Here is a 25,585-nt window from a genome sequence, read left to right on the forward strand (position 1 = left end):
GAGGGGCCCGAGTGCCGAAAGGGGCCGCAGGGGTCGCAGGGGCTCGGAAGGCCCCGGGGGTCCGGAAGCGTTCGAGGTGGAGCGGCGTTCGTGAGGGCGAGGGGGCAGGGGGCGAGGTGAGGCGAGGGATGTTCCCCCGTGCGGGGCGGCGGACACCGCCCCGCGTTCACTGGCGTCAAGTGACACATCGTCAGCTAGGTGGCACGTCCTTCCGCAGCCGGAACCAGTAGAACCCGTGCCCCGCCAGCGTCAGCAGGTAGGGCAGTGAGCCGATGGCCGGGAAGCGCACCCCGCCGATCAGTTCGACCGGATGACGTCCGTCGTACGAGCGGAGATCGAGCTCCGTGGGCTGCGCGAACCGCGAGAAGTTGTTCACGCACAGCACCAGGTCGTCCCCGTGTTCGCGGGTGAAGGCCAGCACGGCGGGATTGGAGGAGGGCAGTTCGTTGAACGAGCCGAGTCCGAAGGCGGGGTTCTGCTTGCGGATCTCGATCATCCGCCGTGTCCAGTGCAGCAGCGACGAGGGCGAGGCCATCGACGCCTCGACGTTGGTGACCTGGTAGCCGTAGACCGGGTCCATGATCGTGGGGAGGTAGAGCCGCCCGGGGTCGCTGGAGGAGAAGCCGGCGTTGCGGTCGGGAGTCCACTGCATCGGGGTGCGCACCGCGTCGCGGTCGCCCAGCCAGATGTTGTCGCCCATCCCGATCTCGTCCCCGTAGTACAGGATCGGGGAGCCGGGCAGGGACAGCAGCAGCGCGGTGAACAGCTCGATCTGGTTGCGGTCGTTGTCCAGCAGGGGCGCCAGGCGCCGCCGGATGCCGATGTTGGCGCGCATCCGCGGGTCCTTGGCGTACTCCGCGTACATGTAGTCGCGTTCTTCGTCCGTGACCATTTCGAGGGTGAGCTCGTCGTGGTTGCGCAGGAAGATGCCCCACTGGCAGTTGCTCGGGATCGCCGGGGTCTTCGCCAGGACTTCGGAGACCGGGTAGCGGCTCTCACGCCGGACCGCCATGAAGATCCTCGGCATCACCGGGAAGTGGAACGCCATGTGGCACTCGTCCCCGCCGCGCTGGTAGTCGCCGAAGTAGTCGACGACGTCCTCCGGCCACTGGTTGGCCTCGGCGAGCAGCACGGTGTCCGGGTAGTGCGTGTCGATCTCCGTGCGCACCCGCTTGAGGAAGTCGTGCGTCTCGGGCAGGTTCTCGCAGTTGGTTCCCTCGCGCTGGTAGAGGTACGGCACCGCGTCCAGCCGGAATCCGTCGATGCCGAGGTCCAGCCAGAACCGCAATGCGGCGAGGATCTCCTCCTGCACCGCAGGGTTCTCGTAGTTGAGGTCCGGCTGGTGGGAGAAGAACCGGTGCCAGTAGTACTGTTTGCGCACCGGGTCGAACGTCCAGTTGGACGTCTCCGTGTCGACGAAGATGATCCGGGCGTCCTGGAACTGCTTGTCGTCGTCGGCCCAGACGTAGTAGTCGCCGTACGGGCCCTCCGGGTCGGTGCGGGACTGCTGGAACCACTCGTGCTGATCGCTCGTGTGGTTCACGACGAAGTCGATGATCACGCGCATGCCGCGCTGGTGCGCGGCGTCGACGAACTCCACGAAGTCGGCCAGATCGCCGAACTCCGGCAGCACGGCGGTGTAGTCGGAGACGTCGTAACCTCCGTCGCGCAGCGGGGACTTGAAGAACGGTGGCAGCCAGAGGCAGTCGACGCCCAGCCACTGGAGATAGTCCAGCTTGGCGGTGATGCCCTTGAGGTCGCCGACGCCGTCGCCGTTGGAGTCCTGGAAGGAACGGACGAGTACCTCGTAGAAGACGGCGCGTTTGAACCAGTCGGGATCGCGGTCCTTGGCGGGGGTGTCCTCGAACGTGTCGGGGACGGGCTCATTGACGATCATGGTGTGGGTGACCCTCCGGTAGACGGGGACGGTCGCAGGACCACGAGGTGCGCGGGCGTGACGCCCGGCTCCAGGCGCACATAGAAGGTCCTGCCCCAGTGATAGGTGTCGCCGGTGAGCTCGTCGCGCACCGGCACGCTCTCGTGCCGGTCGAGGCCGAGTCGCGCCATGTCCAACGAGACCGTGGCCTCCTGGGTGTGGTGCGGGTCGAGGTTGACGACCACCAGCACGGTGTCCGGCCCGGAACGTTTGCTGTACGCGATCACCGCGTCGTTGTCGACGGAGTGGAAGTGCACATCGCGCAATTGCTGGAGAGCCGGGTGACACCGCCTGATGCGGTTGAGACGGGTGATGAGCGGGGCCAGCGAGCGTCCCTCGCGCGCCGCCGCCTCCCAGTCCCTGATCCGGATCTGGTACTTCTCCGAGTCGAGGTACTCCTCACTGCCCGGACGCACCGGGGTGTTCTCGCACAGCTCGTAGCCCGCGTACACGCCCCAGGAAGGCGCCAGCGTCGCGGCGAGCACGGCCCGCGCCTCGAAGGCCGGTCGTCCCCCGTCCTGGAGGTGGCCCGGCAGGATGTCCGGGGTGTTCACGAAGAAGTTGGGCCGCATGAACGAGGCGGTCTCGCCCGCCAGTTCCGTGACGTACTCGGTGATCTCCTTCTTGCTGTCACGCCAGGTGAAGTACGTGTAGGACTGCTGGAAGCCGATGGCGGCGAGCGTTCGCATCATCGCGGGCCGGGTGAATGCCTCGGCCAGGAAGATCACATCCGGATCGGTCCCGTTGATGTCCGCGATCACCTTCTCCCAGAAGACCACCGGCTTGGTGTGCGGATTGTCGACCCGGAAGATCCGCACTCCGTGGTCCATCCAGAAACGGAGAATGCGAACCGTTTCCGCCACCAGACCGTGCATGTCCTTGTCGAAGGCGATCGGATAGATGTCCTGGTACTTCTTCGGCGGGTTCTCGGCATGGGCGATCGAACCGTCCGCGCGATACCGGAACCAGTCCGGGTGCTCCTTGACCCAGGGGTGGTCGGGGGAGCACTGGAGCGCGAAATCCAGCGCGATCTCCATGCGCAGCTTGCGCGCGGTCGCGACGAAGTGGTCGAAGTCGTCGAGGGTGCCGAGTTCCGGGTGGACGGCGTCGTGACCGCCCTCGGCCGATCCGATCGCCCACGGCACGCCGACGTCGTGCGGGGCGGCGGAGAGCGAGTTGTTGGGGCCCTTGCGATGAGTTTTGCCGATGGGGTGGACGGGAGGAAGGTAGACCACGTCGAAGCCCATGGCGGCGACCGCGGGCAGCCGCTCCGCGGCGGTACGGAAGGTGCCGCTGACGATCCGGGGCGCGGGTGCGGCGGCCGTGGCCCCGGACGGACCGGAGGACGGCGCGGCGGACCCGGCGGACCCGGCAGGCCCGGACGGCCTGGACGACGCGGTCGGCCCGCTCGTTCCGGTCGGTCCGGTTGGTTCGGTGGGCTCGATCCTGGCGCCCTCGGACCGGGGGAACAGTTCGTACCAGGAGCCGAACAAAGCCCTTCGGCGCTCGACCAGCAGCGGGAGCGGAGCGGACTCGGTGATCAGTTCACGCAGCGGATGACGGTCGAGCGCGGCCCGTACCTCGGGGGTCAGCGCCGCGGCCAGCCGGGCGGCGGCCGGGCGCGACGCGTCGCGCAGCGCGTCGGCCGCGGCCAGCACGGCCTCGCGCCGGTCCCGCTTGGGCACGCCCGCGGCGGCGCGCTCGTGCAGCTCGGCGCCCTCCGCCAGTACGAGCGCGGTGTCGATCCCCGCCGGGATCTTGATGCCGGCCTCGTGACGCCAGGTGGTGACCGGGTCGCTCCATGCCTCGACCGCGTACGTCCAGAAGCCTTCGGCGTCCGGGGTGACGTGTGCGCCCCACCGGTCGGTGCCGGGGGCGAGTTCGCGCATCGGAGTCCAGGGGCCGGGGCACCCGTTCGGATCCAGCAGGACCGCATTGGCGGCGACGGCACCGTGGCCCTCCCCGAAGACGGTCGCGGTGACCTGGAAGGTCTCACCCACGACCGCCTTGGCTGGCCTTCTGCCGCAGTCGACGAGGGGGCGGACGTCGAGGACGGGAATGCGACCGATCATGGAATCCTCTGGGGACAGGGCTCGGACCGAGCAGGGCGCGCCGGTCTCGCGGAGGGGCCGGATATGCCCACCGCGACCGACGGGGGTCCGTCCTTTCTAGCCGCTCCCGGCCGCTCGGTCGGCGGCTGACGGTGTGTGGGCGTGGCCGCTTCTTTCGCATTCACTCAAATGGCACTCGAACGGCCGGGTGTGAAGTGCCGCGCGGGCGTGAAACGGTGCGGAGCGCCCCGCGTCGGGCGTGCATTGCGCCGGGAACGGTACGTCCCCTGTAAAGGTGGAGCACGTGAAGGCCATTCGTCGATTCACCGTGCGTCCCGTCCTCCCCGACCCCCTTCGACCGCTCAGCGACCTCGCCCACAACCTGCGCTGGTCCTGGCACACCGAGACCCGTGAACTCTTCCAGGCCGTCGACCCGGAGACCCGGCGGACGGCGGAGTGCGACCCCGTGCGGCTGCTCGGCGCCGCGTCCGCCGCACGGCTCGCCGGGCTGGCTGCGGACGAACAGTTCCTGCAGCGGCTGGCCGAGGTGTCCGCGGATCTGCGCAACTACCTGGACGGGCCCAGGTGGTACCAGGAACAACTCGGTCGGGGCGTGGAACTCCCGGCCGCCGTAGCCTACTTCTCGCCCGAGTTCGGCGTCACCGCCGCCCTGCCCCAGTACTCCGGGGGGCTCGGCATCCTCGCGGGCGACCACCTCAAGGCCGCCAGCGATCTGGGCGTCCCGCTCGTCGCCGTCGGCCTGCTCTACCGGCACGGCTACTTCCGCCAGAGCCTGTCGCGCGACGGCTGGCAGCAGGAGCACTACCCCGTGCTCGACCCGGACGAGCTGCCGCTCACCCAGCTCCGCGAGGCCGACGGCACCCCCAGCCGGGTCGTCCTCGCGCTGCCCGGCGGCCGCTCGCTGCACGCCCACATCTGGCAGGCCCAGGTGGGACGCGTGCCGCTGCTGATGCTGGACTCCGCGGTGGAGGAGAACGCGCCCGGCGAACGCGAGGTGACCGACCGGCTGTACGGCGGCAGCAGCGAGCACCGGCTGCTCCAGGAGATGCTGCTCGGCATCGGCGGGGTACGGGCGGTGCGGACGTACTGCCGCCTCACCGGCCACCCGGCACCCGAGGTGTTCCACACCAATGAGGGGCACGCCGGGTTCCTCGGCCTCGAACGCATCCGTGAACTCGCCGACACCGGGCTCGGTTTCGACGCGGCGGTGGAGTTCGTACGCGCCGGAACGGTCTTCACCACCCACACGCCCGTGCCGGCCGGCATCGACCGCTTCGACCGCGAACTCGTCGCCCGGCACTTCGGCGACGAGGGCGAACTCCCGGGTGTAAACGTCGAGAACATCCTGGACCTGGGCACGGAGACCTACCCCGGCGGTGAGCCGCGCGTCTTCAACATGGCGGTGATGGGGCTGCGTCTGGCCCAGCGGGCCAACGGCGTCTCCACCCTCCACGGGCGGGTCGGCCGCGAGATGTTCGCCGGGCTGTGGCCGGGCTTCGATGCCGAGGAGGTGCCCATCACCTCGGTGACCAACGGAGTCCACGCACCCACCTGGGTCGCCCCCGAGATCCTGCGGCTGTGCGGCCGCTACGGCGGGTCGCCCGGACGCTGGGACGGCGTCGCCGGACCCTGGGACGGCGCCACCGACATCCCCGACCGCGAACTCTGGTGCCTGCGCAGGGAGTTGCGCGCCCGACTGGTCACCGAGGTGCGCGAAAGGCTCCGCGTCTCCTGGCGCGACCGGGGCGCCGAGCCGGCCGAACTCGGCTGGATCGACGGCGTGCTCGACCCGGACGTGCTCACGATCGGCTTCGCCCGGCGCGTGCCCTCGTACAAGCGGCTGACCCTCATGCTGCGCGACCGCGACCGGCTGAGGGCACTGCTGACCCATCCCGAGCGCCCGGTGCAGATCGTCGTCGCGGGCAAGGCCCACCCCGCCGACGACGGCGGCAAGCGGCTGGTGCGGGAACTGGTGCGCTTCTCCGACGACCCCCGGGTCCGCCATCGCATCGTCTTCCTGCCCGACTACGGCATGGCCCTGGCGCAGAAGCTCTACCCGGGCTGCGACATCTGGCTCAACAATCCGCTGCGCCCCCTGGAGGCGTGCGGCACCAGCGGGATGAAGGCCGCGCTCAACGGCTGTCTCAACCTCTCGGTTCTCGACGGCTGGTGGGACGAGTGGTACGAGCCGGACTTCGGCTGGGCGATCCCCACAGCCGACGGACTGGCCGTGGACGAGGACCGCCGCGACGATCTGGAGGCGGGCGCCCTCTACGAGCTGATCGAGGACCGCATCGCGCCGCGTTTCTACGACCGGGACGACGAGGGGCTCCCGGGGCGTTGGATCGAGATGGTCCGGCGTACGTTGCGCGACCTCGGCCCCAAGGTCCTCGCCGGGCGCATGGTGGCGGAGTACGTGGAGCGGCTGTACGCGCCCGCGGCGCTCGCGCAACGGGCGATGGACCGGGGCGCGGCACGCCGCCTCGCCGGCTGGAAGGCCACGGTCCGCACCGCCTGGCCGGGAGTCGCCGTCGACCACGTGGCGGCCGAGGCGCCCGACGCGGGGGAGGGTTCGGCCGAACTGGGCTCGACGCTGATGCTGCGGGCCAGGGTCGCCCTCGGGGAACTGGACCCGGACGACGTCGAGGTGCAGGCGGTCGCCGGCCGGGTGGACGCCGCCGACGGGATCTCGGACGCCCAGGTCCTCCCGCTGAAGCCCGCGGGCGGCCAGGACCTGGACGGCCGGTGGCTCTACGAAGGGCCGCTGGTGCTCGACCGCACCGGTCCGTACGGCTACACGGTGCGGGTCCTGCCCGCGCATCCGAGACTCGCGACCGGCGCCGAACTCGGCCTGGTCGCGCTGCCCGCCAAGACCACGGCGGACGGCGGCGCGGGCCTGCTCATGCGCTGAGCCCGTACACGCAAGACCGCCCGGGAGGAGCGGGTGCTCCTCCCGGGCGGGGGTTTCCGGGCCGGGGTCCGGAGAGGGGTTCAGGACGCGTTGCCTGGCTTCAGACGCTCACCCGTCGTCTCAGAAGGTCAGCTTGAAGCCGTTGATGGTGCCCTTGTCGCCCGAGTACATGTCCTGGACCTTCAGCTTCCAGGTGCCGTTGGCGACCTCGGACGAGGCGTCGACCGTGTAGGTCTCCACCACGTCGTCCGCCGAGTCGCCGAGCTGGGCGTTCTTCAGCCGGTAGGTCGAGCCGTCCGGGGCGACGAGGTCGATGGCCAGATCGCCGCGGTAGGTGTGGGTGATGTCCACGCCGACCTTGAGGGTGCTGGGGGCGTTGCCCGTGACACCGGTGACGTTCACCGAGGTGGTGACGGCGGATCCGCGGTCCGGGATCGCGACCTTGGCGGTGTTCTCGAAGACCTTGCCGCCGGGGTTGGGCTCGCCGCCACCGGGACGCGAGCCGACGTTGATGCCGGCCCAGGCGTCGGCGACGGACTTGTACTCGGCGCTGGTCGTGCCGTACAGCTCACCGGCCACGGCGAGGGTGCCGGTGCGGGCCGCCGCGTAGTTCGTGGTGGAGGTGAACTTGGTGGTGAGGGCCTTGAACCAGATCAGCGCGGCCTTGTCGCGGCCGATGCCGGTGACCGGCAGACCGTCGGAGGTCGGGGAGTCGTACGAGACGCCGTCGATGACCTTGGCGCCGCTGCCCTCGGAGAGCAGGTAGAAGAAGTGGTTCGCCGGGCCCGAGGAGTAGTGGACGTCGATGTTGCCGATGCCCGAGTACCACGAGTCCTTGGACGCGCCGTCCTTGCTCGGCTTGTCCTGGTAGCGCAGCGGAGTGCCGTCGCCATTGATGTCGATCTTCTCGCCGATGAGGTAGTCGCCCTTGTCGGACGAGTTGTTGGCGTAGAACTCGACCGCGCTGGCGAAGATGTCGCTGGTCGCCTCGTTGAGGCCACCGGACTCACCGCTGTAGACCAGGTTGGCGGTGGCGGCGGTGACACCGTGCGTCATTTCGTGCGCGGCCACGTCGAGCGAGGTCAGCGGCTTGTTGTTGCCCTCGCCGTCGCCGTACGTCATGCAGAAGCAACTGTCCTGCCAGAAGGCGTTGACGTAGGCGTTGCCGTAGTGGACCCGGGAGTACGCGCCGACGCCGTCACCGCGGATGCCGCTGCGGCCCTGCACGTTCTTGTAGTAGTCCCAGGTCTCGGCCGCGCCGTAGTGGGCGTCCGCGGCCGCGGTCTCGGCGTTCGACGGGCTGCCGTTGCCCCACACGTCGGTGGAGTTGGTGAACAACGTCCCGGTGCCGGAGGTGCCGCGGTTCAGGTTGTAGGTCTTGTGGTTGCCGCGGCCCGTGTCCGTCAGGGTGTACGACGGTGCGGTGCCGAGGGTGACCTGGCCGCTGTACTGGGTGTTGCCGGTTCCGTTCACGACCCCCTGCCACTCGTACAGCTTCGCCCCGGTGGCCGCGTCCGTGATGACGTGCAGCTCGTTCGGGGTGCCGTCGTGCTGGAGGCCGCCGACGACGGTCTCGTAGGCGAGCTGCGGCTTGCCCTGCGCCATCCAGACCACCTTGCGGGGCGCCCGGTCGGCCTCGGTCTTCTTGGAGCCGTCGGCCTTGGCGAGCCCGAGCGCCTGCTTCTCGGCGACGGCGGGCGCGACATCGGCCTTCGTGTCCACGGCCTTCAACTGGCTGCTGGTGACCTTGGACGCCTTGGTGACGCTCTTGGTCACACCGGCCTTGGACTGCTTGACGACCAGGTCACCGCCGAGCACCGGGAGACCGGCGAACGTGCGCTCGTAACGCGTGTGAGTGGTGCCGTCGTTGTCCTGGACGACGTCCCTGACGACGAGCTTCTCCTGGGAGCCGAGTCCGAGCTCCTTGGCCGTGGCCGCCTTCGTCGCGTCGGCCGCGCGGATCAGCTCGACACGCTGGGACGGGGTGAGCTGCTTGGCCAGTGCACCGAACTTGGCGCCGGCGGTCGCCGCCTCCGCGGTGGTGTTGCCGGGCGTGGCGGTGGCCGTTCCGGCCTGGACGCCGACGGCGAGAAGTGCCGCTGCCGCTATCAGAGCACCGGTCGCGGTGGCGCGACGGCTGGGCGTGGATCTCACGCGAACTCCTTCTGCAAGGGGGGTACCGGCCGGTGAGTGTCTGCCGGCCGGTGAATGAGAAGTGCGCAGAACGGGGTGAAGAGTGTCAGCCCGAGGGTGCCCCTGTCAGGGGCGCGTCAAAAACTTGGCCGGATCTCGTTCGTTGCCGGAAAGACCGTGTTCGTTAAGCGGACGTTTCGCCGATCAATACCCGGGTGTCGCAGTGGGGCCCGCATCGGCTGAATCCGTAGCGCGGGACGCCGACGGCTCTGTGGCACCCGTATGCGAACAGTCGTTCCGGCAGCAGGTGTTCGGCTGGCCGAGACGGAATGGGATGTGACTGAAACCGTTCGCCGGGCCCGGGCAGGCGGCGCGGCCCCGGGCCCGTACACCGACCGGAGCCGCGCGGCGGCGACTTCAAGCCCCGGCGGTCGGGGGTGGGGCGTGTACGGAGGCGAAACGCGACGCCCCGCCCCCGGTCTGCGTCGGGGCGGAGCGTCGCGTGCGTGTTGTGGAGTTCTCAGTCCCGGGTGGCGTAGGAGAGGAAGCTCTGCCAGGCCCCTGGAGCCAGGGCGAGTTGGGGGCTGCGGTCCAGCTTGGAGTCCCGTACGTGGACGGCCGTGGTCGGTTCCTGGAGGCGGCCGGACAGCGCCACCTCGACGCAGTCGTCGCCCTCGGAGCCGCTGTAGCTGCTCTTGAACCAGGTCAGTTCGGACGTGCTCATAGCGCTCCTCGCATTCGCTTCAACAGGCTGAGGGAATCCTCAGGGGTCAGGGCCTGTGAGCGCAGTGAAGCATAACGCCGGTGGAGGACGCTGATCTCCTTCGTGTCAGTGATGAAGCGTCCGTTCTTCTGCCCCTCCGAGTACCCGAACCACCGGTGTTCCGGCGTCTCCGCCAGTCGCATCGGCCCGTCCAGCCCCGCGTGCATCGGCCGCCGCAGCGGCATCAGTTGGAACTCGATGTTCCAGTGCCGTTCGATCACGTCCAGCAGGTGATCGAACTGCTCACGCGTCACGTCCTCCCCGCCCGTGTGCCGTTCCAGCACCGCCTGTTCCACGATGAAGCTGAACGTCGTCGGCGGCTTCCGGCGCGTGGACAGCAGCCCTTGGCGGTCCCGTCGTGCCGCGACGCGCGCGTTCAGTTCCTCCTCGTCCGGCCGTGGCGGCACGCTGAGCGACACCACCCGCGTGTACGCCTCCGTCTGCAACAGGCCCGGCACCACACGGCACTCGTACGTGTACAGGCTCACCGCGTCCGCCTCGACACCCGCCCACTGACGGAACCAATTCGCGAGGCCCGGCCGCCGCGACAGATGCCGTGCCGCTCCCCGCAGCGCCCCGAACGCGTCCAGTACCTCCTCCGCCCGCTCCACGAATTCGAGCGACGGAAACCGGCGGCCCTGCTCGATGGAGGCGACCGTGGGAACCGAGTACCGGACCTGCGGGGCGAACTCCTCCTGTGTCAGCCGCGCCCGCCTGCGGAACGCCTTGACGACCGCGCCGAACGCCTTGAGGCTGTCCGATGCCTCCGGCTCGCCACCGCAGGCGAGTTGGCCGTTCGCGAATCCACTGTCCGCGGCCGGGATGCCTGCCGTCGTACTGCCCGCGGCCGTACTGCCTGCCGCAGCGCCGCCTGTCCCCGTACGGCCCGGTTCCGCGATGCCTGCGGTCGCGCTGCCCGGTTCCGCGATGCGCGCCTCTGCACTGCTTGCCTCCGCACCGTCCGTCACGACTGGTACCTGCCTTCCCTTGGCCCGTAACTCCGTTCGAGCAAGGGGGACTTCGCGTCGTCCCGGCGCTCGTACCTGGCGTCGACATCGTTACGGACAGTCAGTGAGCGAGTCCACTCCGTGTACCCGTACGCTGACGCGGCGTACGAGTCGGCGATCTGGTGGCCGTGCGCACGGCCTTTCGTATCGTCGTTCGGCAGGGCGTGTCTGGCTCGGGGTGCGTCGGGCTTCGCGGCGGTGGCGCGCCGCCGCGGCGGAAGGTCGCTTCCGCTTCGCCCGCATATGCTCCGACCAGTCAGGAATGGCCGGAGGCGGTCGAGACGTTACGGGCGTTGCTGACGGAGCGCCAGATCTGCTCGGGCAGGGTCCGTTCGGCCTCCGTCAGATCCACGTCACCCACGGTGAGCCAGCGGCGGACGACGGCGACGACCGGGCCGAGGACGAGGGCCTCGATCACGGGGGCGGGGAGCTCGGCGAGTTCGCCGGATTTCGTGTGGGTGTGGATCCAGACGGCGATCGGTGTCAGCCGGGCCTCCTGGGACTCACGGATCTGCCCGGTGCGGGTCATCAGCTCGTGGTCCGTGGTGACGGAGTGTATGAGACGGGCCGCTTCCGGATGGGCCTGTGCGAAGTCGAGGTAGGCCCGGACGACGGCCAGGACGCCGGAGCGGGCGTCGGTCGCCTGCTCCAGTGCTCTGGTCAGCGCGTCCAGGAGTCGGCCCACCGACCGCAGCGCGAGTGTGGCGACCACCCCGTGCAGGTTGCCGAAGTGGTGGTAGACGCTGCCGGAACTGACCCCGCTGGCTTTGGTGATCGCGCCGACGGTGAGACCGGCTTCGCCCTCGGAGGCGTAAATCCGCAGCGCTGCCTCCAGTACCTGCTCGACCGTGGCCTCCCCGCGTTGCTGCTTCGGTCTCATCGAACGGACGTCCTCGGTCTCGTGGGACGGATGCCCTGGGGCTCTCGACACGGACAGCGTAGAACACTCCTTCTAGATTTTTTTCTAGAAAGGCTTCCGGTTATGGGAGTTGGGCCTTCACACTGGGTCGTGAGCGCGCCGGACTCCGCCAACTTGCTTGACTCGAAAGGGCGTTGAGTCCGTGGTGCGCGGAACGGGGGGTGAGTCGGCCCGGGGCGGGACACGTTCCCGCCGGGCCGGCGCTCCGGACCGCGGCGCCACGGCTCCGCCGAAGCGGTGGCGCGACGTCGACACGGATGAGGGGAAGTCATGACCGAGCTGAGTCCCGCCGACGGGCAGTGGGGCGCCCCGGGACAGCCGCCATCGGGTGCCCCGTTCGTACCGCCACCGCCCGATCACCCACCGGCGCCGGTGCGCCGCCCGTGGAGAGAGCGCTTCCGGGCGCTGTCCGGACGGGGGCGCGTGCTGCTCCTCGCCGGGGTCGGGACTCTGGTCCTGGCGCTGGTGGGCGGACTGCTGACCTGGGTGGACTCCTCCGAATCCGCCCCGGCCGCGGCGAGACATGACCTGCGGCCCTTCGAGGAGGCGGTCGACGACCTGGGCGGCGCCGACGGGCTGCGCTACCGGGACACGGCGATCGCCGGCATCACGGAGCGGGACATCACCGTCACGGCCTCCGGGAGCCAGTTCGGCAGCACGAGCTCCGGCATCAAGCGGCACGACCGCGACGTCTTGAGGATCGGCCGGAAGGACTTCACCCGCTGGAAGGTGGATCCGGTCCCCGACATAGATTCCTCATCGGGCGCGAAGACGCCGGGTACGGAGGCGCCCGGTGAATGGACGGTCGGGTTCTACGGCAACTCCGACATCCTCGACGAGATACTCGACCGGCGGCCTTCCCCGTCGAAGCTCGCGGCTCAACTGTCGCATGCGCTCCAGGTCCTGGCCGACGGCCCGCGGTCGGACGCCTCGACGCCGAGGCGGACGACCACGGTGAACGGGACACCCGCCCTCGGGGTCGACACCTCCGCCGGCCGTCTCCTCGTCACCCGGAACAAGCCGCACCGGGTCCTGCGGCTGGAGCCCTACGACCTGTCCGAGATGGCCGACAAGTGGCAGAACGGGGAGCGGCCCACCGAGATCCCCCGGGTGACCACCGGGCCACTGGCGAACGGCGGCTCCGAGGGGCTGGACCTGACCCCGATCGTCGGTGACGGCATCAAGGCGATGTACGACACCCTGCTCGCATACGCCGAGCAGCTCAAGGACGCGAGCGACCAGGGCATCAACTTCACGCTCGACGGCTCCGGGGACCTGAACTGCGGTTCAAAGGGATGCACCGCGCACCAGAAGTTCACCGGAAAGGTCACGAGCGGGGCGAGGACCCGTGTCACCGACGGCAAGGTCATGGCCGTCATGAGCGCGACCTTCACCATCGGCGGACAGTCCGCGGGACGGTGCACCAGCAGCCGCGGCACGTTCCCGCTCAATGGCAACGCCGTCTCGGGCACCCTCACCTGCACCAACCCCGGCGCAGGCCCCGTCTACACGTCGGTCGCCGCCAAGTACAGGGCCGACGCCCTGGCCGAGTCCCGTGCCAGCGGCGGCCGAACGGTCCGCTACAGCATCCCGCTGCGTGCCAGCACCCTGATCGACGCCCGCGCCCTCGCCACCGTCGAGGTCAAACAGCTCGTCGACCGCGTCCGACGCGAACGGGACGGCGGGAACTGCGTCAAGCTCCACAGCTTCCCGCCCGGCACCCGGGTCCTCCTCGCGGACGGCACTCACCGGGCCATCGAGACGATCCGCGTCGGCGACCGGGTGACCGCCACCGATCCCGAGACCGGAACCACCGCCGCACGACCGGTCACCGACACCATCACCACCGACGACGACAAGGACTTCACACGCCTCACCGTCGTCACCGACCGGGGCCGCGCCACCCTCACCGCCACCGACAACCACCCGTTCTGGCTGACCGACGCCGGGCGCTGGGCCGACGCCGGGGACATCCGGCCCGGCGACGAACTGCGCAGCCCGACGGGCGCGTCCCTCCGGGTCGTGGGGGTGGCCGACGAGAAGGGTCGTCAGCGCACGTACGACCTCACCGTCAGTGGCCTCCACACGTACTACGTGCTGGCGGGGACCGCTCCTGTACTCGTGCACAACAGCGGGCCCGGATGCGGAACGAACTGGATGTCGCCCGACAAGCTTCCGCATCACTACATGCGGACGAGCGACCAGGGCATCAGGCATGCCGAGGACTTCGGCGTGAAGGGCCCGTACAACAAGGCCAACGGGCAGGCATTCATCCAAGCCATCGCGCAATTCGTGAAGAACCCGGGAACGCGGCGCATCAAGGGCACGTACAGGGGGCGGGACGCCGTCCACTACGTGGACGACACCGGACTGCACGCCTCGTTCGCCGCGAACGGTCCGAATGTCGGAGAGTACCTCGGAGGATGGCGGTCCTCGGGCGATCAGCTCACCTACCTGCTGCGGGACGGGAAGCTGTAGTACTGGGTCGCCGACGCGAGGGCAACGAAGCGAAGAAGGATCTGCGTGAACATCGAATTGACGGACGATCAGGCACTCGTCCTGTCCGACTGGATGAGCCGTGTCATGCACCGGGAGGATTTCTCGGCGCTCGTCGACGACCGGGCGGTCTGGGCGGCTCTGTTCAGGATCAGCGGGGCGCTGGAGACGCAATTGCCATCGGTCTTCGATTCCTCGTACTCCGAACAACTGGATGCGGCCCGTCAGCGGCTCATCGGCGAGCTTGGGGGTTTCGGCGAGCGCTGACCCGCGGCGCACACACCGTCACGGCGCCGCGCTCGGCTCAGGTCCTCACCGCCGGTCGGCCGGACCTGAGCGGCCGGCCGGCCCGGGCCGGGGGCGCTGGGCCTATGCCAGGCTCTCCCGCCACGCGCGGTGCAGGCCCGCGAACCTGCCCGCTCCGCCGATGAGTTCGGACGGGGCGCCGTCCTCGACGATGCGGCCGTGTTCCATCACCAGGACCCGGTCCGCGATCTCCACGGTCGACAGGCGATGGGCGATCACCACCGCCGTGCGGCCGTGCAGGACCGTGTCCATGGCCCGCTGCACCGCCCGTTCACCGGGGATGTCCAGCGAGCTCGTCGCCTCGTCCAGGATCAGCACCGACGGGTCGGCGAGCAAGGCGCGTGCGAAGGCCACCAGTTGGCGCTGGCCGGCCGAGATCCTGCCGCCCCGTTTACGCACGTCCGTGTCGTAGCCCTCCGGCAGGCCGGCGATGAACTCGTGCGCGCCGATCGTCCGGGCCGCCTGCTCGATCTCCTCGCGAGTCGCCTCCGGCCTGCCGATCGCGATGTTCTCGGCGACCGTCCCGGAGAACAGGAACGCCTCCTGCGTCACCATCACCACGCCCCGCCGCAACTCGGGCACGGCGAGATCCCGCAGGTCCGTGCAGTCGAGCAGCACCCGGCCCCCCGACGGGTCGTAGAAGCGGGCCAGCAGCTTGGCCAGCGTCGACTTGCCCGCGCCCGTCGAACCGACCACGGCGACGGTCTGACCGGCCGGGATCGTCAGATCGAAGCGGGGCAGCACCTCGCCGCCCGTGCGATAGGCGAAACGCACCGAGTCGAAGACGACCTCACGGCCCCGGTGCCCGCTCCTGAGCGCGGGCAGTTCCTTCGGGTCCGCAGGCTCGGGAACGGACGGGGTCTGGGCCAGCAGACCCGCGATCTTCCCCAGCGAGGCCGCCGCCGATTGATAGGAGTTGAGGAACATGCCCAGCCGGTCGATCGGGTCGTACAGCCGGCGCAGGTACAGCACGGCCGCGGCCAGCACCCCGAGCGCCAGGGTGCCCGACGCCACCCGGTAGGCGCCCCACAGCACGATGCCCGCGACCGCCGTGTTGGCGACCAGCCGGGAGCTGACGACATAGCGGGCCATCTCCAGCGTGGCGCTGCCGTTCGCCCACCGGTGCGCGTGGTTGAGCTTCTCGAAGTGCGCGTCGTTGACGCGCTCCCGGCGGAACGCCTGGACGGGGCGGATGCCGTTCATCGACTCGGCGAACTTCACGATGACCGCGGCGATCGCCGTCGACCGCGCCGCATACAGGACCCCGGCCCGCCGCTGGTAGAGGCGGACCAGCAGATACAGGGGGACGAGGGAGAGCATGGCCGTCGCGCCGAGGCCGAAGTCCAGCCAGAGCAGCAACAGCGAGATGGAGACGAACGACAGGATCACGGTGATGAGTTCCTGGAGACCCTCGCTGAGCAACTCCCGCAGCGCCTCGACGTCCGTGGTGGAGCGCGAGATCAGCCGGCCCGAGGTGTAGCGCTCGTGGAAGTCCACACTCAGCGCCTGCGCGTGACGGAAGATCCGCCCGCGCAGATCGAGCAGCACGTCCTGGTTGATCCGCGCGGAGACCACGATGAAGGCGTACTGCATGCCGCCCGCGACCGCTGAGCACAGCGCGTACCCGACGGCCACCGCGATCAGCGGCCCGTGGTCCGCGTCGCGGAGCGCGGGCACACCGCTGTCGATGGCGTACGCGACGAGCAGCGGGCCCGCCTGCACCGCCCCCTGCTGGACCAGCAACACCAGCGCGGCCACCAGCACCCGGACCCGGTGCGGCCGAAGCAGCGAGAACAGCAGCGCGCGGGTGGCGCCCGGGGGAGTGGGCAGGTCGTCCCGGTCGACACGGTCTCCCGCACCGCTGCCGCTTCCGACGTCGGTGCCGGTGCTGTCGGACGGGGCCCTGCCGTCCTCGGAACGGTCCCGGGCAGCGGATTTCTTCCGTGCGTCGGGATGCCCGCCGGGGCCGGTCGTCGTCGTACTGGTCATCGGGTGCGGCCCTTCTCGGCGGGGACGTCCGGCACGAAGCGGCCGTCGGTGGACGGGTCGGGGAAGGCGCCCTGCTCCGCGCCGTCGCCCGACATCAGCCGGGCGTACTCCGCGCTGCTGTGCAGCAGTTCCTGGTGGGTACCGACCGCGACGATCCGGCCCCCGGAGAGCAGCGCCACCCGGTCCGCGAGCATCACCGTGGACGGCCGGTGGGCGACCACGATCGCCGTCGTCTCCTCCAGGACCTGGCGCAGCGCGGCCTCCACCAGCGCCTCCGTGTGCACGTCCAGGGCGGAGAGCGGGTCGTCGAGCACCAGGAAGCGGGGGCGGCCGACCACGGCGCGGGCCAGCGCGAGGCGCTGGCGCTGCCCGCCGGAGAGGCTGAGCCCTTGTTCGCCGACCTGGGTGTCGATGCCGTCCGGCAGGTCGTGCACGAAGTCGGCCTGCGCGATCGCGAGCGCCCGGCGCAGCTCGTCCTCCCCGGAGCCCTCGGCGCCCATCAAGACGTTCTCGCCGACGGTCGCGGAGAACAACGTCGGCTCCTCGAAGGCCACCGACACCAGCCCGCGCAGCTCCTGCCGGGACATGGCGGCGATGTCCCGGCCGTCGAGCGTGATCCGTCCGGCGGTGGCCTCGTACAGGCGGGGCACGAGGGCGGTGAGCGTCGTCTTCCCGGAGCCCGTGCCCCCGACCAGGGCCATCGTCTCGCCGGGACGGATGCCGAGATCGATCCGGGACAGCACGGGCGCGGATCCGGGATCCGCGTCGGGATAGCGGAACTCCACCCCCTCGAACACCATTCCGCCCCGCCCGTCTGCCGGAGCCGCGTCGGCTGCTCCGTGCGTACCGGCTGCTCCGTTCGTGCTGGCCGTACTGCCCGTGCCGGCCGTACTGCCCGTGCCGGCCGTACGTGCCGTACTGGCCGCGCTGAGCCCTTCGACCGCACCGGCTGCTCCCCTCCCCCCAGCCGTACTGGCCGCCACGACCGTACCGGCCGCACCAGCCCCTCCGGTCGGCCCGGCCGGTTCGTCGCTCTCCTCCGCCACGTCCATCACCTCGAAGTACCGCTCCGTCGCCGTCGCCGACTCCTGGCTCATCGCGAGCAGGAAGCCGATCGACTCGATGGGCCACCGCAGCGCGAGGGCTGTGGAGAGGAAGGCGACGAGGGTGCCCGCCGAGAGTCCGCCGTCGGCGACCTGGACCGTGCCGAGGACCAGGGCCGCCCCGATGGCCAGCTCGGGAACCGTCGTGATGACGGCCCAGAGGGCCGCGAGCAGCCGCGCCTTGCCCAGTTCCGTGCCCCGCAGCCGCTCGGAGAGCGCGCGGAACGCGCGGGCCTGGCTGCGGTGCCGGCCGAAGCCCTTGATGATGCGGATGCCCAGGACGCTCTCCTCGACCACCGTGGTGAGATCGCCGACCTGGTCCTGGGCCCTGCGCGCCACGGTCGAGTACTTCGTCTCGAAGAGCGCGCAGACGACGATCAAAGGCACCACGGGAGCGAGCAGCACCAGCCCCAGCGTCCACCGCTGCATGAGCAGAATGATGAAACCCACCAGGATCGTCGCGCCGTTGACCAGCAGGAAGGTCAGCGGGAAGACCAGGAACATGCGCAGCAGCATCAGGTCCGTGGTCGCGCGCGAGAGCAACTGGCCCGACGACCAGCGGTCGTGGAACGCTACCGGCAGCCGTTGGAGATGCCGGTACAGATCGGCCCGCATCGCCGCCTCGACCCCGGCCATCGGCCGGGCCACCAGCCAGCGCCGCAGCCCGAAGAGCCCCGCCTCGGCGACGCCCAGCAACAGCAGGTACAGCGCACCGAGCCAGACTCCGCCCGGGTCCCGTTCCGCCACCGGGCCGTCGACCATCCACTTCAGCACGAGGGGGATCACCAGGCCCATGCACGATGCCACGACGGCCACCAGAGCGGCACTGAACAGGCGCTTGCGCACCGGCTTCACATAGGGCCACAGCCGCAGCAGGGAGCGCACCGTGGACCGTTCCTCGGAGTCTGCATGTTTTTGGGGCATCACGCACGAGCCTACGGTTCGCCGCTGTCCTCGCTCATGCTTTTTCAGGCCGCCCGGCGGTGACGCTCCGTCAGGTAATCGCGTACCTGTCAGACGGCCATGTGCCCTTCGGCAGGCCACGTGCCCGTCGGCCGGTCCGCACGGCCCCCGAATCGCCCGGACCCGCCCGCGCCCGGACCCGCCCCCGCCCGGACTCCCGGCCCAGGGTCGTACGTCCCGGTCAACCGATCGGACGATGCGCCTTCGAGCGCGATGGACGATGGTGGGGCGCCCCGCCCGCGACGATCCTCGGGGCATGGCAATCATCGAAGTCAGCGGCCTGCGCAAGGCTTACGGGGGGCGACCTGCCGTGGACGGGGTGAGCTTCACCGTCGAGGCGGGGGAGATCTTCGGCATCCTCGGCCCCAACGGCGCGGGCAAGACCACCATCGTCGAATGCGTCGAGGGGCTGCGGGTCCCCGACGCCGGTACGGTCCGCGTCGCCGGTCTCGACCCCGTGGCCGACCACGACCGGGTGACCCGGCTGCTCGGCGCCCAGCTCCAGGAGAGCGAGCTCCAGCCGAAGATCACCGTCGCCGAGGCGCTGGAGCTGTACAGCGCCCTGTACCCGGACCCGGTCGACTGGCGCGCGCCGGCCGAACGGCTCGGCCTGCACACCTCGTACGGTATCCGGTACGCCAAGCTGTCCGGCGGCCAGAAGCAGCGGTTGTCGATCGCGCTCGCCCTGCTCGGCAATCCCGAAGTCGTGGTCCTCGACGAGCTGACCACCGGCCTGGACCCGCGGGCCCGCCGGGACACCTGGAGGCTCATCGAGGACGTGCGCGAGAGCGGCGTGACGGTCCTCCTGGTCACCCACTTCATGGAGGAGGCCCGGCGGCTCTGCGACCGCGTCGCCGTCATCGACAAGGGCCGGGTGGTCGCCCTCGACACCCCGTCCGGGCTGATCCGCAGGGCCGACGGCGGCACGGTCATCGCCTTCACCCCGTCCCGGCCCCTGGACGACAGCGAACTCGACGCGCTGCCCGGAGCGGCCGGCACCGAGCGCAAGGACGGACGGATCGTGATCCACGGCACCGACGAGACCGTCAACGCGGTGATCTCGCTGCTCGCCCGCAACCGCGTCACCGCACACCAGCTCCGTATCTCCGAGGCGACCCTGGACGACGCCTACCTCGACCTGACCGAACAGGCGGCCTGAGATGACCACGACGTACCCCGCCGCCGACCCCGCGGCGCCCACCCGGGCAGCGAAGCCCCGCCCGCCGTGGGCGGCCGTCCTGCGGACCGAGACACGGCTGTTCCTCCGCGAACCCGGCAGCCTGTTCTGGATCCTCGTCTTCCCGGCCGCACTGATGACGATCCTCGGCCTGATCCCGTCCTTCCGTGAACCCGACGACGAGCTCGGCGGCCGTCGCGTCATCGACCTCTACGTACCCGTGGCGGTGCTGCTCGCGATGGTCATGGCCGGGCAGACCATGCCGACGGTCCTCACCGGCTACCGCGAACGCGGAATCCTGCGCCGCTTGTCGACCACACCCGTACGGCCGTCCGTCCTGCTCATCGCGCAGCTCGCGCTGCACGGGGCCGCCGCTCTCGTCTCCGGGGCCCTGGTCCTGACCATCGGCCGCGCGGCCTTCGACGTACGACTGCCGAAGCAGCCGCTCGGCTACACCCTGGCCCTGCTCCTGGCGGTCGCGGGCGTGCTGGCCATCGGCGCGCTGGTCTGCGCGGTCTCCCGCACCGCCAAGGCTTCCGCCGCCGTCGGATCGACCGTCTCCCTGGTCATGATGTTCACCGCCGGGGTGTGGATCCCGGTGCAGTCCATGCCCGGCACCCTGCGCCACATCGTCCAGGTCACCCCGCTCGGCGCGGCCTCCCAGGCCCTGGACCAGGCGGCATCCGGCGGCTGGCCCGGCTGGGTCCATCTGGGCGCGGTCGCCCTGTGGACGGCGCTCGCGACGCTGTTGGCGATCCGTCTGTTCCGCTGGGAGTGACCGCTCCGGGGGCCAGGTGATCCGCGGGAACGCCCGGCTCATGGATCCGCGCCGAACACCTCGCTCACGGACCTCGCCCCCGCGAGAGACGCTTCTCGGACACACTTCGCCCATGGACACGGGGGACACGACGAGAATGAGCAAGGCCGGACCGACGACGGCGGCCCAGTGGTGGGAACGGTTCTTCCGGTACGGGCCGTACGGCCTGCTCGCGCTGAGCACCGCGGCCTCGGCGGTGACCGCCGAGGCCATCATGTCCGAAGCGGACGTCCACGTCGCCGCGGCGCTTCTCCCGCCGACGCTCGCCCTCCAGCTCTGGTGGAGCCGGGTCGGGCCCGCGACAGAGCCGGGGGCGAGCGGGGCGGGGTTCTACTTCGGCGCCCGCACGGCGCTCGCCTTCGCACTGACCTGGTGCAACCCGTTCTTCTCCATCTTCGCCGTGATCGGCTACTTCGACGCCGCCCGGCTGCTTGCGGAGCGGGCCGTCCGTCCCGGGCTGCTGGCCACCGCCGTCATCCTGGCCGGCTCGCAGTGCGGCGGCCTCCCGCCGGCCGGCCCGATGAGCTGGGTCGCCTTCGGCATCCTCTTCGCCCTGCACGCGACGCTCACCATGGTCTTCGCCCAGATCGGCGACCGGGAGGCCGAGCACGTACGGGCCCAGGCCGACACCATCAGCGCGTTGGAGTCCGCCAACGCCCGCCTCGAACAGGCCCTGGCCGAGAACGCGGGCCTGCACGCCCAACTCCTCGTCCAGGCCCGGGAGGCGGGCGTCGCCGACGAGCGGCGGCGGCTCGCCGCCGAGATCCACGACACCCTCGCCCAGGGCCTGGCGGGCATCATCGCCCAGCTCCAGGTGGTGGCGTCGGTCTCCGACTCCGATCCGGAACTGGCCCGCCGTCACCTCGACCGGGCGACCGCCCTCGCCCGGCACAGCTTGGGCGAGGCGCGTCGCTCGGTCCACGATCTGGTCCCGGCCGCGCTCGTCCACGACGACCTGCCCGGCGCACTGCGCAAGACGGTCGACGGCTGGACCGAACGGCACGGCATCCGGGCCGAGTTCACCGTCACCGGCACCGTCCAACCGGTCCACGACGAGATCGCCGCCACCCTGCTCCGGATCGCCGAGGAGGCCCTCGCCAACGCCGGACGCCACGCGGCGGCCTCACGGGTCGGTCTGACCCTGTCGTTCATGGACGACGAACTCGGCCTGGACGTACGGGACGACGGCCGGGGCTTCGACCCGGGCGCTCTGCCGCCGCGCAGCGGCACGGGCGGCTTCGGGCTCGGTGGCATGCGGGCCCGCGCCGAACGCGTCGCGGGGACCGTCGAGCTGGAGACGGAGCCGGGCCGGGGCACCGCCGTCCGTGCCCTGGTGCCGCTGGTCCGGGACGGCCGGTGACCAGTACGGTTGGCTCGTCATGGCCGAGGAACCCGCACACGTCATCACGCTCGTCGTCGTCGACGACCACCCCGTCGTACGGGACGGTCTGCGCGGCATGTTCGAATCGGCGCCCGGGTTCCGGGTGCTCGGGGAGGCGTCGGACGGGGTGGCCGGCGTCGACCTCGTGGCCCGGCTCGACCCGGACGTCGTGCTGATGGACCTGCGGATGCCGGGCGGCGGCGGGGTCGCCGCGATCGCCGAACTCACCCGGCGCGGTTCCCGGGCCAGGGTGCTCGTCCTCACCACGTACGACACCGAATCCGACACGCTGCCCGCGATCGAGGCCGGCGCGACCGGCTACCTGCTCAAGGACGCGCCCCGCGACGAGCTGTTCCACGCCGTCCGCGCCGCCGCCGAAGGCCGCACGGTCCTCTCGCCCGCCGTCGCCTCGCGCCTGGTCTCACGGGTGCGCACCCCGTCCGCGCCGCGCAACGAACCCCTGTCGGCCCGCGAGCGCGAGGTGCTCGCACTCGTCGCCAAGGGCACCTCCAACCGTGCGATCGCCGCCGAACTGTTCATCAGCGAGGCCACCGTGAAGACCCATCTCACCCATGTCTTCGCCAAGCTCGGGGCCAAGGACCGGGCCGCCGCCGTCGCGGTCGGCTACGACCGGGGCATCCTCGGCTGACGCCTGCGCCCGCCCCTCCTCCGCCCGCCCCTCCTTCGCGGCCCCGCTCCCGCGGTGCCCGGTCCGGCCGTCCCCACGTTGCCCGTGACCGGCCCGTGTCGTTGGGGGGACGTGAACCACGCAGCGAAGAGGACGGTGGCTCGCGCGGCCACCGTGCCGACATGGAGAGGAACCGCCGCCGTACCGGGTGCACTGGGGGTGCTGGCCGCGCTGGCCGCCGTACTGAGCGGCTGCGCCGACGGCCCGTCCGCCTTCGGCGGTGAGCACCGCTCCTCGGAGAAGGCGATCCGGGTCACCCCCCGCGACGGGGCACGGGACGTCGCTCCGGACGACCGGGTGGAGGTGAGGGTCCCGGACGGGCGGCTGAAGAGGGTCGGGGTCACCCGGATCGAGGACGCGCAGGAGCACCGGGTGCCGGGCCGGATCGCGCGCGACGGCCGTTCCTGGACGTCGTCGGGCGACGGGCGGAAGGGGCGGCTCGGACTCGCCGCCACGTACCGCGTCGACGCGGTCGCCGCGGACGGCGACGGGCACGAGGTCACCCGGCGCACCACCTTCACCACGGCCGTCCCCGAGCACCGCTTCACCGCCCGCGTCACACCGGAGAGCCGTTCCACGGTGGGCACCGGAATGATCGTTTCCTTCGCCTTCAGCAGGCCGGTCGTCGACCGGGCCGCGGTGGAGCGGGCCATCGAGGTGACCGCGGTGCCGGCCGTCGAGGTGGCGGGGCACTGGTTCGGCGACGGCCGTCTCGATCTGCGACCCGCCGGGTACTGGGCACCGGGAACCGAGGTCACCGTCAGGACCCGGCTGCGGGACGTGGAGGGCGCGCCCGGCGTGTACGGGAGCCGGGACAGGACGGTCGTCTTCCGGGTGGGCCGCTCCCAGACGACCCTGGTCGACGTGGCCGCGCACACGATGGAGGTCCGCCGCGACGGCCAACTCGTCGCCACCGTCCCGGTCACGGCGGGACGCCCGGGCGCGGAGACGTACAACGGCAGGATGGTGGTCGGTGCGATGGACGACGTGACCCGCGCGAAAGGCGGCACGGTCGGCTGCGACGGGAAGCGCGACGGCGGGGCGGTCCCGCACGCCCTGCGGCTCACCGGCTCCGGCGTCCTCCTGCACGGCGACCACTGGTCGGGCGACGAGGTCTTCGGCTCGGCGAACGTGGGCCACGGCTGCGTCGGACTCCGGGACGTACGGGGCGGAGGGGGCGACACCCCGGCGGGTTGGTTCTTCGACCGGACCCTCGTCGGTGACGTGATCGAGGTCGTCAACTCCCGGGGCAGGCGGGTCGCGCCGGACGACGGGCTCAGCGGCTGGAACCTGGGCTGGAAGAAGTGGAAGGCGGGCTCCGCCCTCCGCTGATCGGCAGGCGTAGGCCCGTCGAGCCCGGGAGTACGCCTGGCGATCCCGGCGGGCCCTCCGCCGGCCCCGGCGTGAGCCTGCCGATCCCGGCGGCCCCGGCGTATGCCCGCCCGGAGACATCCGGATGGACGAGTTGGGACGGAACGGTGACATCCCGGGGGTCTCCTCGCCGCGATCAGTGTGATTATCTTTCGCTGAGCGCGCATGTGCAGCGCGCGGGGGCGGGGGCCCAGGGCCCCCGAGGGCCTTGGCGGGGCCGGGCCGTGCGAGGGGAGACGAACACATTGAACGGGCAGCCGATGTCGGGGAGATCGGCCGGGGCGGGCAGCGCAAGGCGCGGGCGCGGAGCCGGCGGACCACTGGCTCTGGCCCTGGGGGCGCTGCTGATGCTGGTGACGGCGTGCGGCGGGAACGACGCCGGGGACGCGGGCCGGGACGGCAAGGACGGGGCGAAGGCCGAGGACACCACCGCGTCGCAGGCCGTGGTGACCGTCGCGCCGAAGGACGGGGCGGAGTCCGTCGCCACGAGCGGGGCGCTGAAGATCTCCGCGGCGCGGGGAAAGCTGACCACGGTCAAGGTCTCCGACCCCAAGGGCGCCGAGGTCGAGGGGAAGATCGCGGCGGACGGCACGAGCTGGACGCCCGACCGGCATCTGGCAGCCGCGACCAAGTACAAGGTGCACGCCGTGGCCGAGGACGCGAAGGGCCGTGAGTCGGCGAAGGACACCAGCTTCACCACGCTGGTCCCGCAGAACACCTTCATCGGGCAGTACACCCCGGAGGACGGCTCCACGGTCGGTGTCGGGATGCCCGTCTCGATCCACTTCACCCGGGGCATCACCGACCCGGAAGCGGTCGAGAACGCCATCGAGGTGACGGCCGAGCCGTCCGTGCCGATCGAGGGCCACTGGTTCGGCAACGACCGCCTCGACTTCCGCCCCGAGAAGTACTGGGCGGCCGGCACCAAGGTGACCGTGAAGCTCGACCTCGACGGCGTCGAGGGCCGTCCGGGCGTCTACGGCAAGCAGGCCAAGACGGTCTCCTTCACCGTCGGCCGCAGCCAGGTCAGCACCGTCGACGCGAAGACGCACCGGATGAAGGTCGTCCGCGACGGCAAGGAGATCAGGGACATCCCGATCTCGGCGGGCGCCCCGGCGACCACCACGTACAACGGTCAGATGGTCATCAGCGAGAAGCTGAAGGTGACCCGGATGAACGGTGACACCGTCGGCTTCGGCGGCGAGTACGACATCAAGGACGTCCCGCACGCGATGCGGCTGTCGACCTCGGGCACCTTCATCCACGGCAACTACTGGGGCGGTCCCGGCGTCTTCGGCAGCGCCAACACCAGCCACGGCTGCGTCGGTCTCCAGGACGTGCGCGGCGGTTGGAGCAAGAAGACGGCCGGGGCCTGGTTCTTCGACAACTCGCTCATCGGCGACGTGGTGATCGTGAAGAACTCCCAGGACAAGACGATCCGGCCGGACAACGGCCTCAACGGCTGGAACATGCCCTGGTCGGAGTGGACGAAGTAGCTCCGGCCGTGCGGAACGCGGGCGGGCCCGGTGCTGTGACCCACAGCACCGGGCCCG

The 25,585-nt window shown here is 70.8% G+C and carries 17 protein-coding genes; 9 read left to right on the plus strand and 8 right to left on the minus strand.

Annotated features, from left to right (window positions below; all coding sequences use genetic code 11):
- Positions 1 to 190 precede the first annotated feature (190 nt).
- Together treS and ACGF2V_RS13930 are read right to left on the minus strand one after the other, a co-directional pair.
- Positions 191 to 1,897, minus strand: coding sequence for a maltose alpha-D-glucosyltransferase (gene treS / locus ACGF2V_RS13925; RefSeq protein ID WP_362621967.1), 1,707 nt, complete (start codon positions 1,895 to 1,897; stop codon positions 191 to 193).
- Positions 1,894 to 4,008 carry a maltotransferase domain-containing protein gene (locus tag ACGF2V_RS13930; protein ID WP_362705291.1) on the minus strand — a complete coding sequence of 705 codons (2,115 nt, stop codon included), beginning with the start codon at positions 4,006 to 4,008 and terminating at the stop codon, positions 1,894 to 1,896. The genes treS and ACGF2V_RS13930 overlap by 4 nt, the downstream gene beginning before the upstream one ends.
- A 283-nt stretch (positions 4,009 to 4,291) precedes the next feature.
- On the opposite strand from ACGF2V_RS13930, the gene glgP reads away from it, so the two are divergent.
- Positions 4,292 to 6,919 (plus strand): alpha-glucan family phosphorylase, encoded by a 2,628-nt coding sequence (gene glgP / locus ACGF2V_RS13935; protein ID WP_362621973.1) that lies wholly within the window; start codon positions 4,292 to 4,294, stop codon positions 6,917 to 6,919.
- A gap of 120 nt (positions 6,920 to 7,039) precedes the next feature.
- Here glgP and ACGF2V_RS13940 read toward each other — a convergent pair whose 3' ends face one another.
- The 4 genes from ACGF2V_RS13940 to ACGF2V_RS13955 all read right to left on the minus strand — a co-directional run bounded on the left by ACGF2V_RS13940 (position 7,040) and on the right by ACGF2V_RS13955 (position 11,702).
- On the minus strand, positions 7,040 to 9,073 hold the full coding sequence (locus ACGF2V_RS13940; protein WP_362621976.1) for a M4 family metallopeptidase: 2,034 nt from the start codon (positions 9,071 to 9,073) through the stop codon (positions 7,040 to 7,042).
- A gap of 499 nt (positions 9,074 to 9,572) precedes the next feature.
- Entirely contained in the window at positions 9,573 to 9,776 is a 204-nt protein-coding gene (locus ACGF2V_RS13945) for a DUF397 domain-containing protein (RefSeq protein WP_362705288.1), read from the minus strand.
- The gene (locus tag ACGF2V_RS13950; protein ID WP_362705430.1) at positions 9,773 to 10,639 is read right to left on the minus strand and encodes a helix-turn-helix transcriptional regulator; all 867 of its coding nucleotides are present in this window, start codon (positions 10,637 to 10,639) and stop codon (positions 9,773 to 9,775) included. The genes ACGF2V_RS13945 and ACGF2V_RS13950 overlap by 4 nt, the downstream gene beginning before the upstream one ends.
- A gap of 439 nt (positions 10,640 to 11,078) precedes the next feature.
- Positions 11,079 to 11,702 carry a TetR/AcrR family transcriptional regulator gene (locus ACGF2V_RS13955; protein WP_362621982.1) on the minus strand — a complete coding sequence of 208 codons (624 nt, stop codon included), beginning with the start codon at positions 11,700 to 11,702 and terminating at the stop codon, positions 11,079 to 11,081.
- A 309-nt stretch (positions 11,703 to 12,011) separates the two neighbouring features.
- Here ACGF2V_RS13955 and ACGF2V_RS13960 point away from each other — a divergent pair, with 309 nt between their 5' ends.
- On the plus strand, positions 12,012 to 14,219 hold the full coding sequence (locus ACGF2V_RS13960; RefSeq protein ID WP_362705285.1) for a polymorphic toxin-type HINT domain-containing protein: 2,208 nt from the start codon (positions 12,012 to 12,014) through the stop codon (positions 14,217 to 14,219).
- Between the two features lie 45 nt (positions 14,220 to 14,264).
- Positions 14,265 to 14,504, plus strand: a complete 240-nt coding sequence (locus tag ACGF2V_RS13965) for a hypothetical protein (protein WP_362621988.1) — start codon at positions 14,265 to 14,267, stop codon at positions 14,502 to 14,504.
- 102 nt (positions 14,505 to 14,606) lie between these two features.
- On the opposite strand, the gene ACGF2V_RS13970 is transcribed toward ACGF2V_RS13965, so the two are convergent.
- Positions 14,607 to 16,532: an ABC transporter ATP-binding protein gene (locus ACGF2V_RS13970; protein WP_362621991.1), complete on the minus strand. Its 1,926-nt coding sequence runs from the start codon at positions 16,530 to 16,532 to the stop codon at positions 14,607 to 14,609.
- Entirely contained in the window at positions 16,529 to 18,559 is a 2,031-nt protein-coding gene (locus tag ACGF2V_RS13975) for an ABC transporter ATP-binding protein (RefSeq protein WP_362705282.1), read from the minus strand. The genes ACGF2V_RS13970 and ACGF2V_RS13975 overlap by 4 nt, the downstream gene beginning before the upstream one ends.
- 295 nt (positions 18,560 to 18,854) lie before the next feature.
- Here ACGF2V_RS13975 and ACGF2V_RS13980 point away from each other — a divergent pair, with 295 nt between their 5' ends.
- The 6 genes from ACGF2V_RS13980 to ACGF2V_RS14005 all read left to right on the plus strand — a co-directional run bounded on the left by ACGF2V_RS13980 (position 18,855) and on the right by ACGF2V_RS14005 (position 25,528).
- Entirely contained in the window at positions 18,855 to 19,757 is a 903-nt protein-coding gene (locus ACGF2V_RS13980; RefSeq protein ID WP_362705279.1) for an ABC transporter ATP-binding protein, read from the plus strand.
- Between the two features lies 1 nt (position 19,758).
- The gene (locus ACGF2V_RS13985) at positions 19,759 to 20,553 is read left to right on the plus strand and encodes an ABC transporter permease (protein WP_362621999.1); all 795 of its coding nucleotides are present in this window, start codon (positions 19,759 to 19,761) and stop codon (positions 20,551 to 20,553) included.
- A gap of 112 nt (positions 20,554 to 20,665) precedes the next feature.
- Positions 20,666 to 21,952: a sensor histidine kinase gene (locus ACGF2V_RS13990; RefSeq protein WP_362622002.1), complete on the plus strand. Its 1,287-nt coding sequence runs from the start codon at positions 20,666 to 20,668 to the stop codon at positions 21,950 to 21,952.
- Between the two features lie 19 nt (positions 21,953 to 21,971).
- On the plus strand, positions 21,972 to 22,622 hold the full coding sequence (locus ACGF2V_RS13995) for a response regulator transcription factor (RefSeq protein WP_362705277.1): 651 nt from the start codon (positions 21,972 to 21,974) through the stop codon (positions 22,620 to 22,622).
- A 111-nt stretch (positions 22,623 to 22,733) separates the two neighbouring features.
- Positions 22,734 to 23,993, plus strand: a complete 1,260-nt coding sequence (locus ACGF2V_RS14000) for an Ig-like domain-containing protein (protein WP_362705274.1) — start codon at positions 22,734 to 22,736, stop codon at positions 23,991 to 23,993.
- 284 nt (positions 23,994 to 24,277) lie between these two features.
- On the plus strand, positions 24,278 to 25,528 hold the full coding sequence (locus tag ACGF2V_RS14005) for an Ig-like domain-containing protein (protein ID WP_362622009.1): 1,251 nt from the start codon (positions 24,278 to 24,280) through the stop codon (positions 25,526 to 25,528).
- Positions 25,529 to 25,585: the final 57 nt, after the last annotated feature.

Origin of the sequence: Streptomyces sp. NPDC047982, from assembly GCF_043204165.1 — a bacterium.
Taxonomy (GTDB): domain Bacteria; phylum Actinomycetota; class Actinomycetes; order Streptomycetales; family Streptomycetaceae; genus Streptomyces.

Coding starts and splice junctions, on each gene's coding strand:
- treS (WP_362621967.1), bottom strand. CDS start 1,897: ATGATCGTCAATGAGCCCGTCCCCGACACGTTCGAGGACACCCCCGCC.
- ACGF2V_RS13930 (WP_362705291.1), bottom strand. CDS start 4,008: ATGATCGGTCGCATTCCCGTCCTCGACGTCCGCCCCCTCGTCGACTGC.
- ACGF2V_RS13945 (WP_362705288.1), bottom strand. CDS start 9,776: ATGAGCACGTCCGAACTGACCTGGTTCAAGAGCAGCTACAGCGGCTCC.
- ACGF2V_RS13955 (WP_362621982.1), bottom strand. CDS start 11,702: ATGAGACCGAAGCAGCAACGCGGGGAGGCCACGGTCGAGCAGGTACTG.
- ACGF2V_RS13960 (WP_362705285.1), top strand. CDS start 12,012: ATGACCGAGCTGAGTCCCGCCGACGGGCAGTGGGGCGCCCCGGGACAG.
- ACGF2V_RS13970 (WP_362621991.1), bottom strand. CDS start 16,532: ATGACCAGTACGACGACGACCGGCCCCGGCGGGCATCCCGACGCACGG.
- ACGF2V_RS13975 (WP_362705282.1), bottom strand. CDS start 18,559: ATGCCCCAAAAACATGCAGACTCCGAGGAACGGTCCACGGTGCGCTCC.
- ACGF2V_RS13980 (WP_362705279.1), top strand. CDS start 18,855: ATGGCAATCATCGAAGTCAGCGGCCTGCGCAAGGCTTACGGGGGGCGA.
- ACGF2V_RS13985 (WP_362621999.1), top strand. CDS start 19,759: ATGACCACGACGTACCCCGCCGCCGACCCCGCGGCGCCCACCCGGGCA.
- ACGF2V_RS13990 (WP_362622002.1), top strand. CDS start 20,666: ATGGACACGGGGGACACGACGAGAATGAGCAAGGCCGGACCGACGACG.
- ACGF2V_RS13995 (WP_362705277.1), top strand. CDS start 21,972: ATGGCCGAGGAACCCGCACACGTCATCACGCTCGTCGTCGTCGACGAC.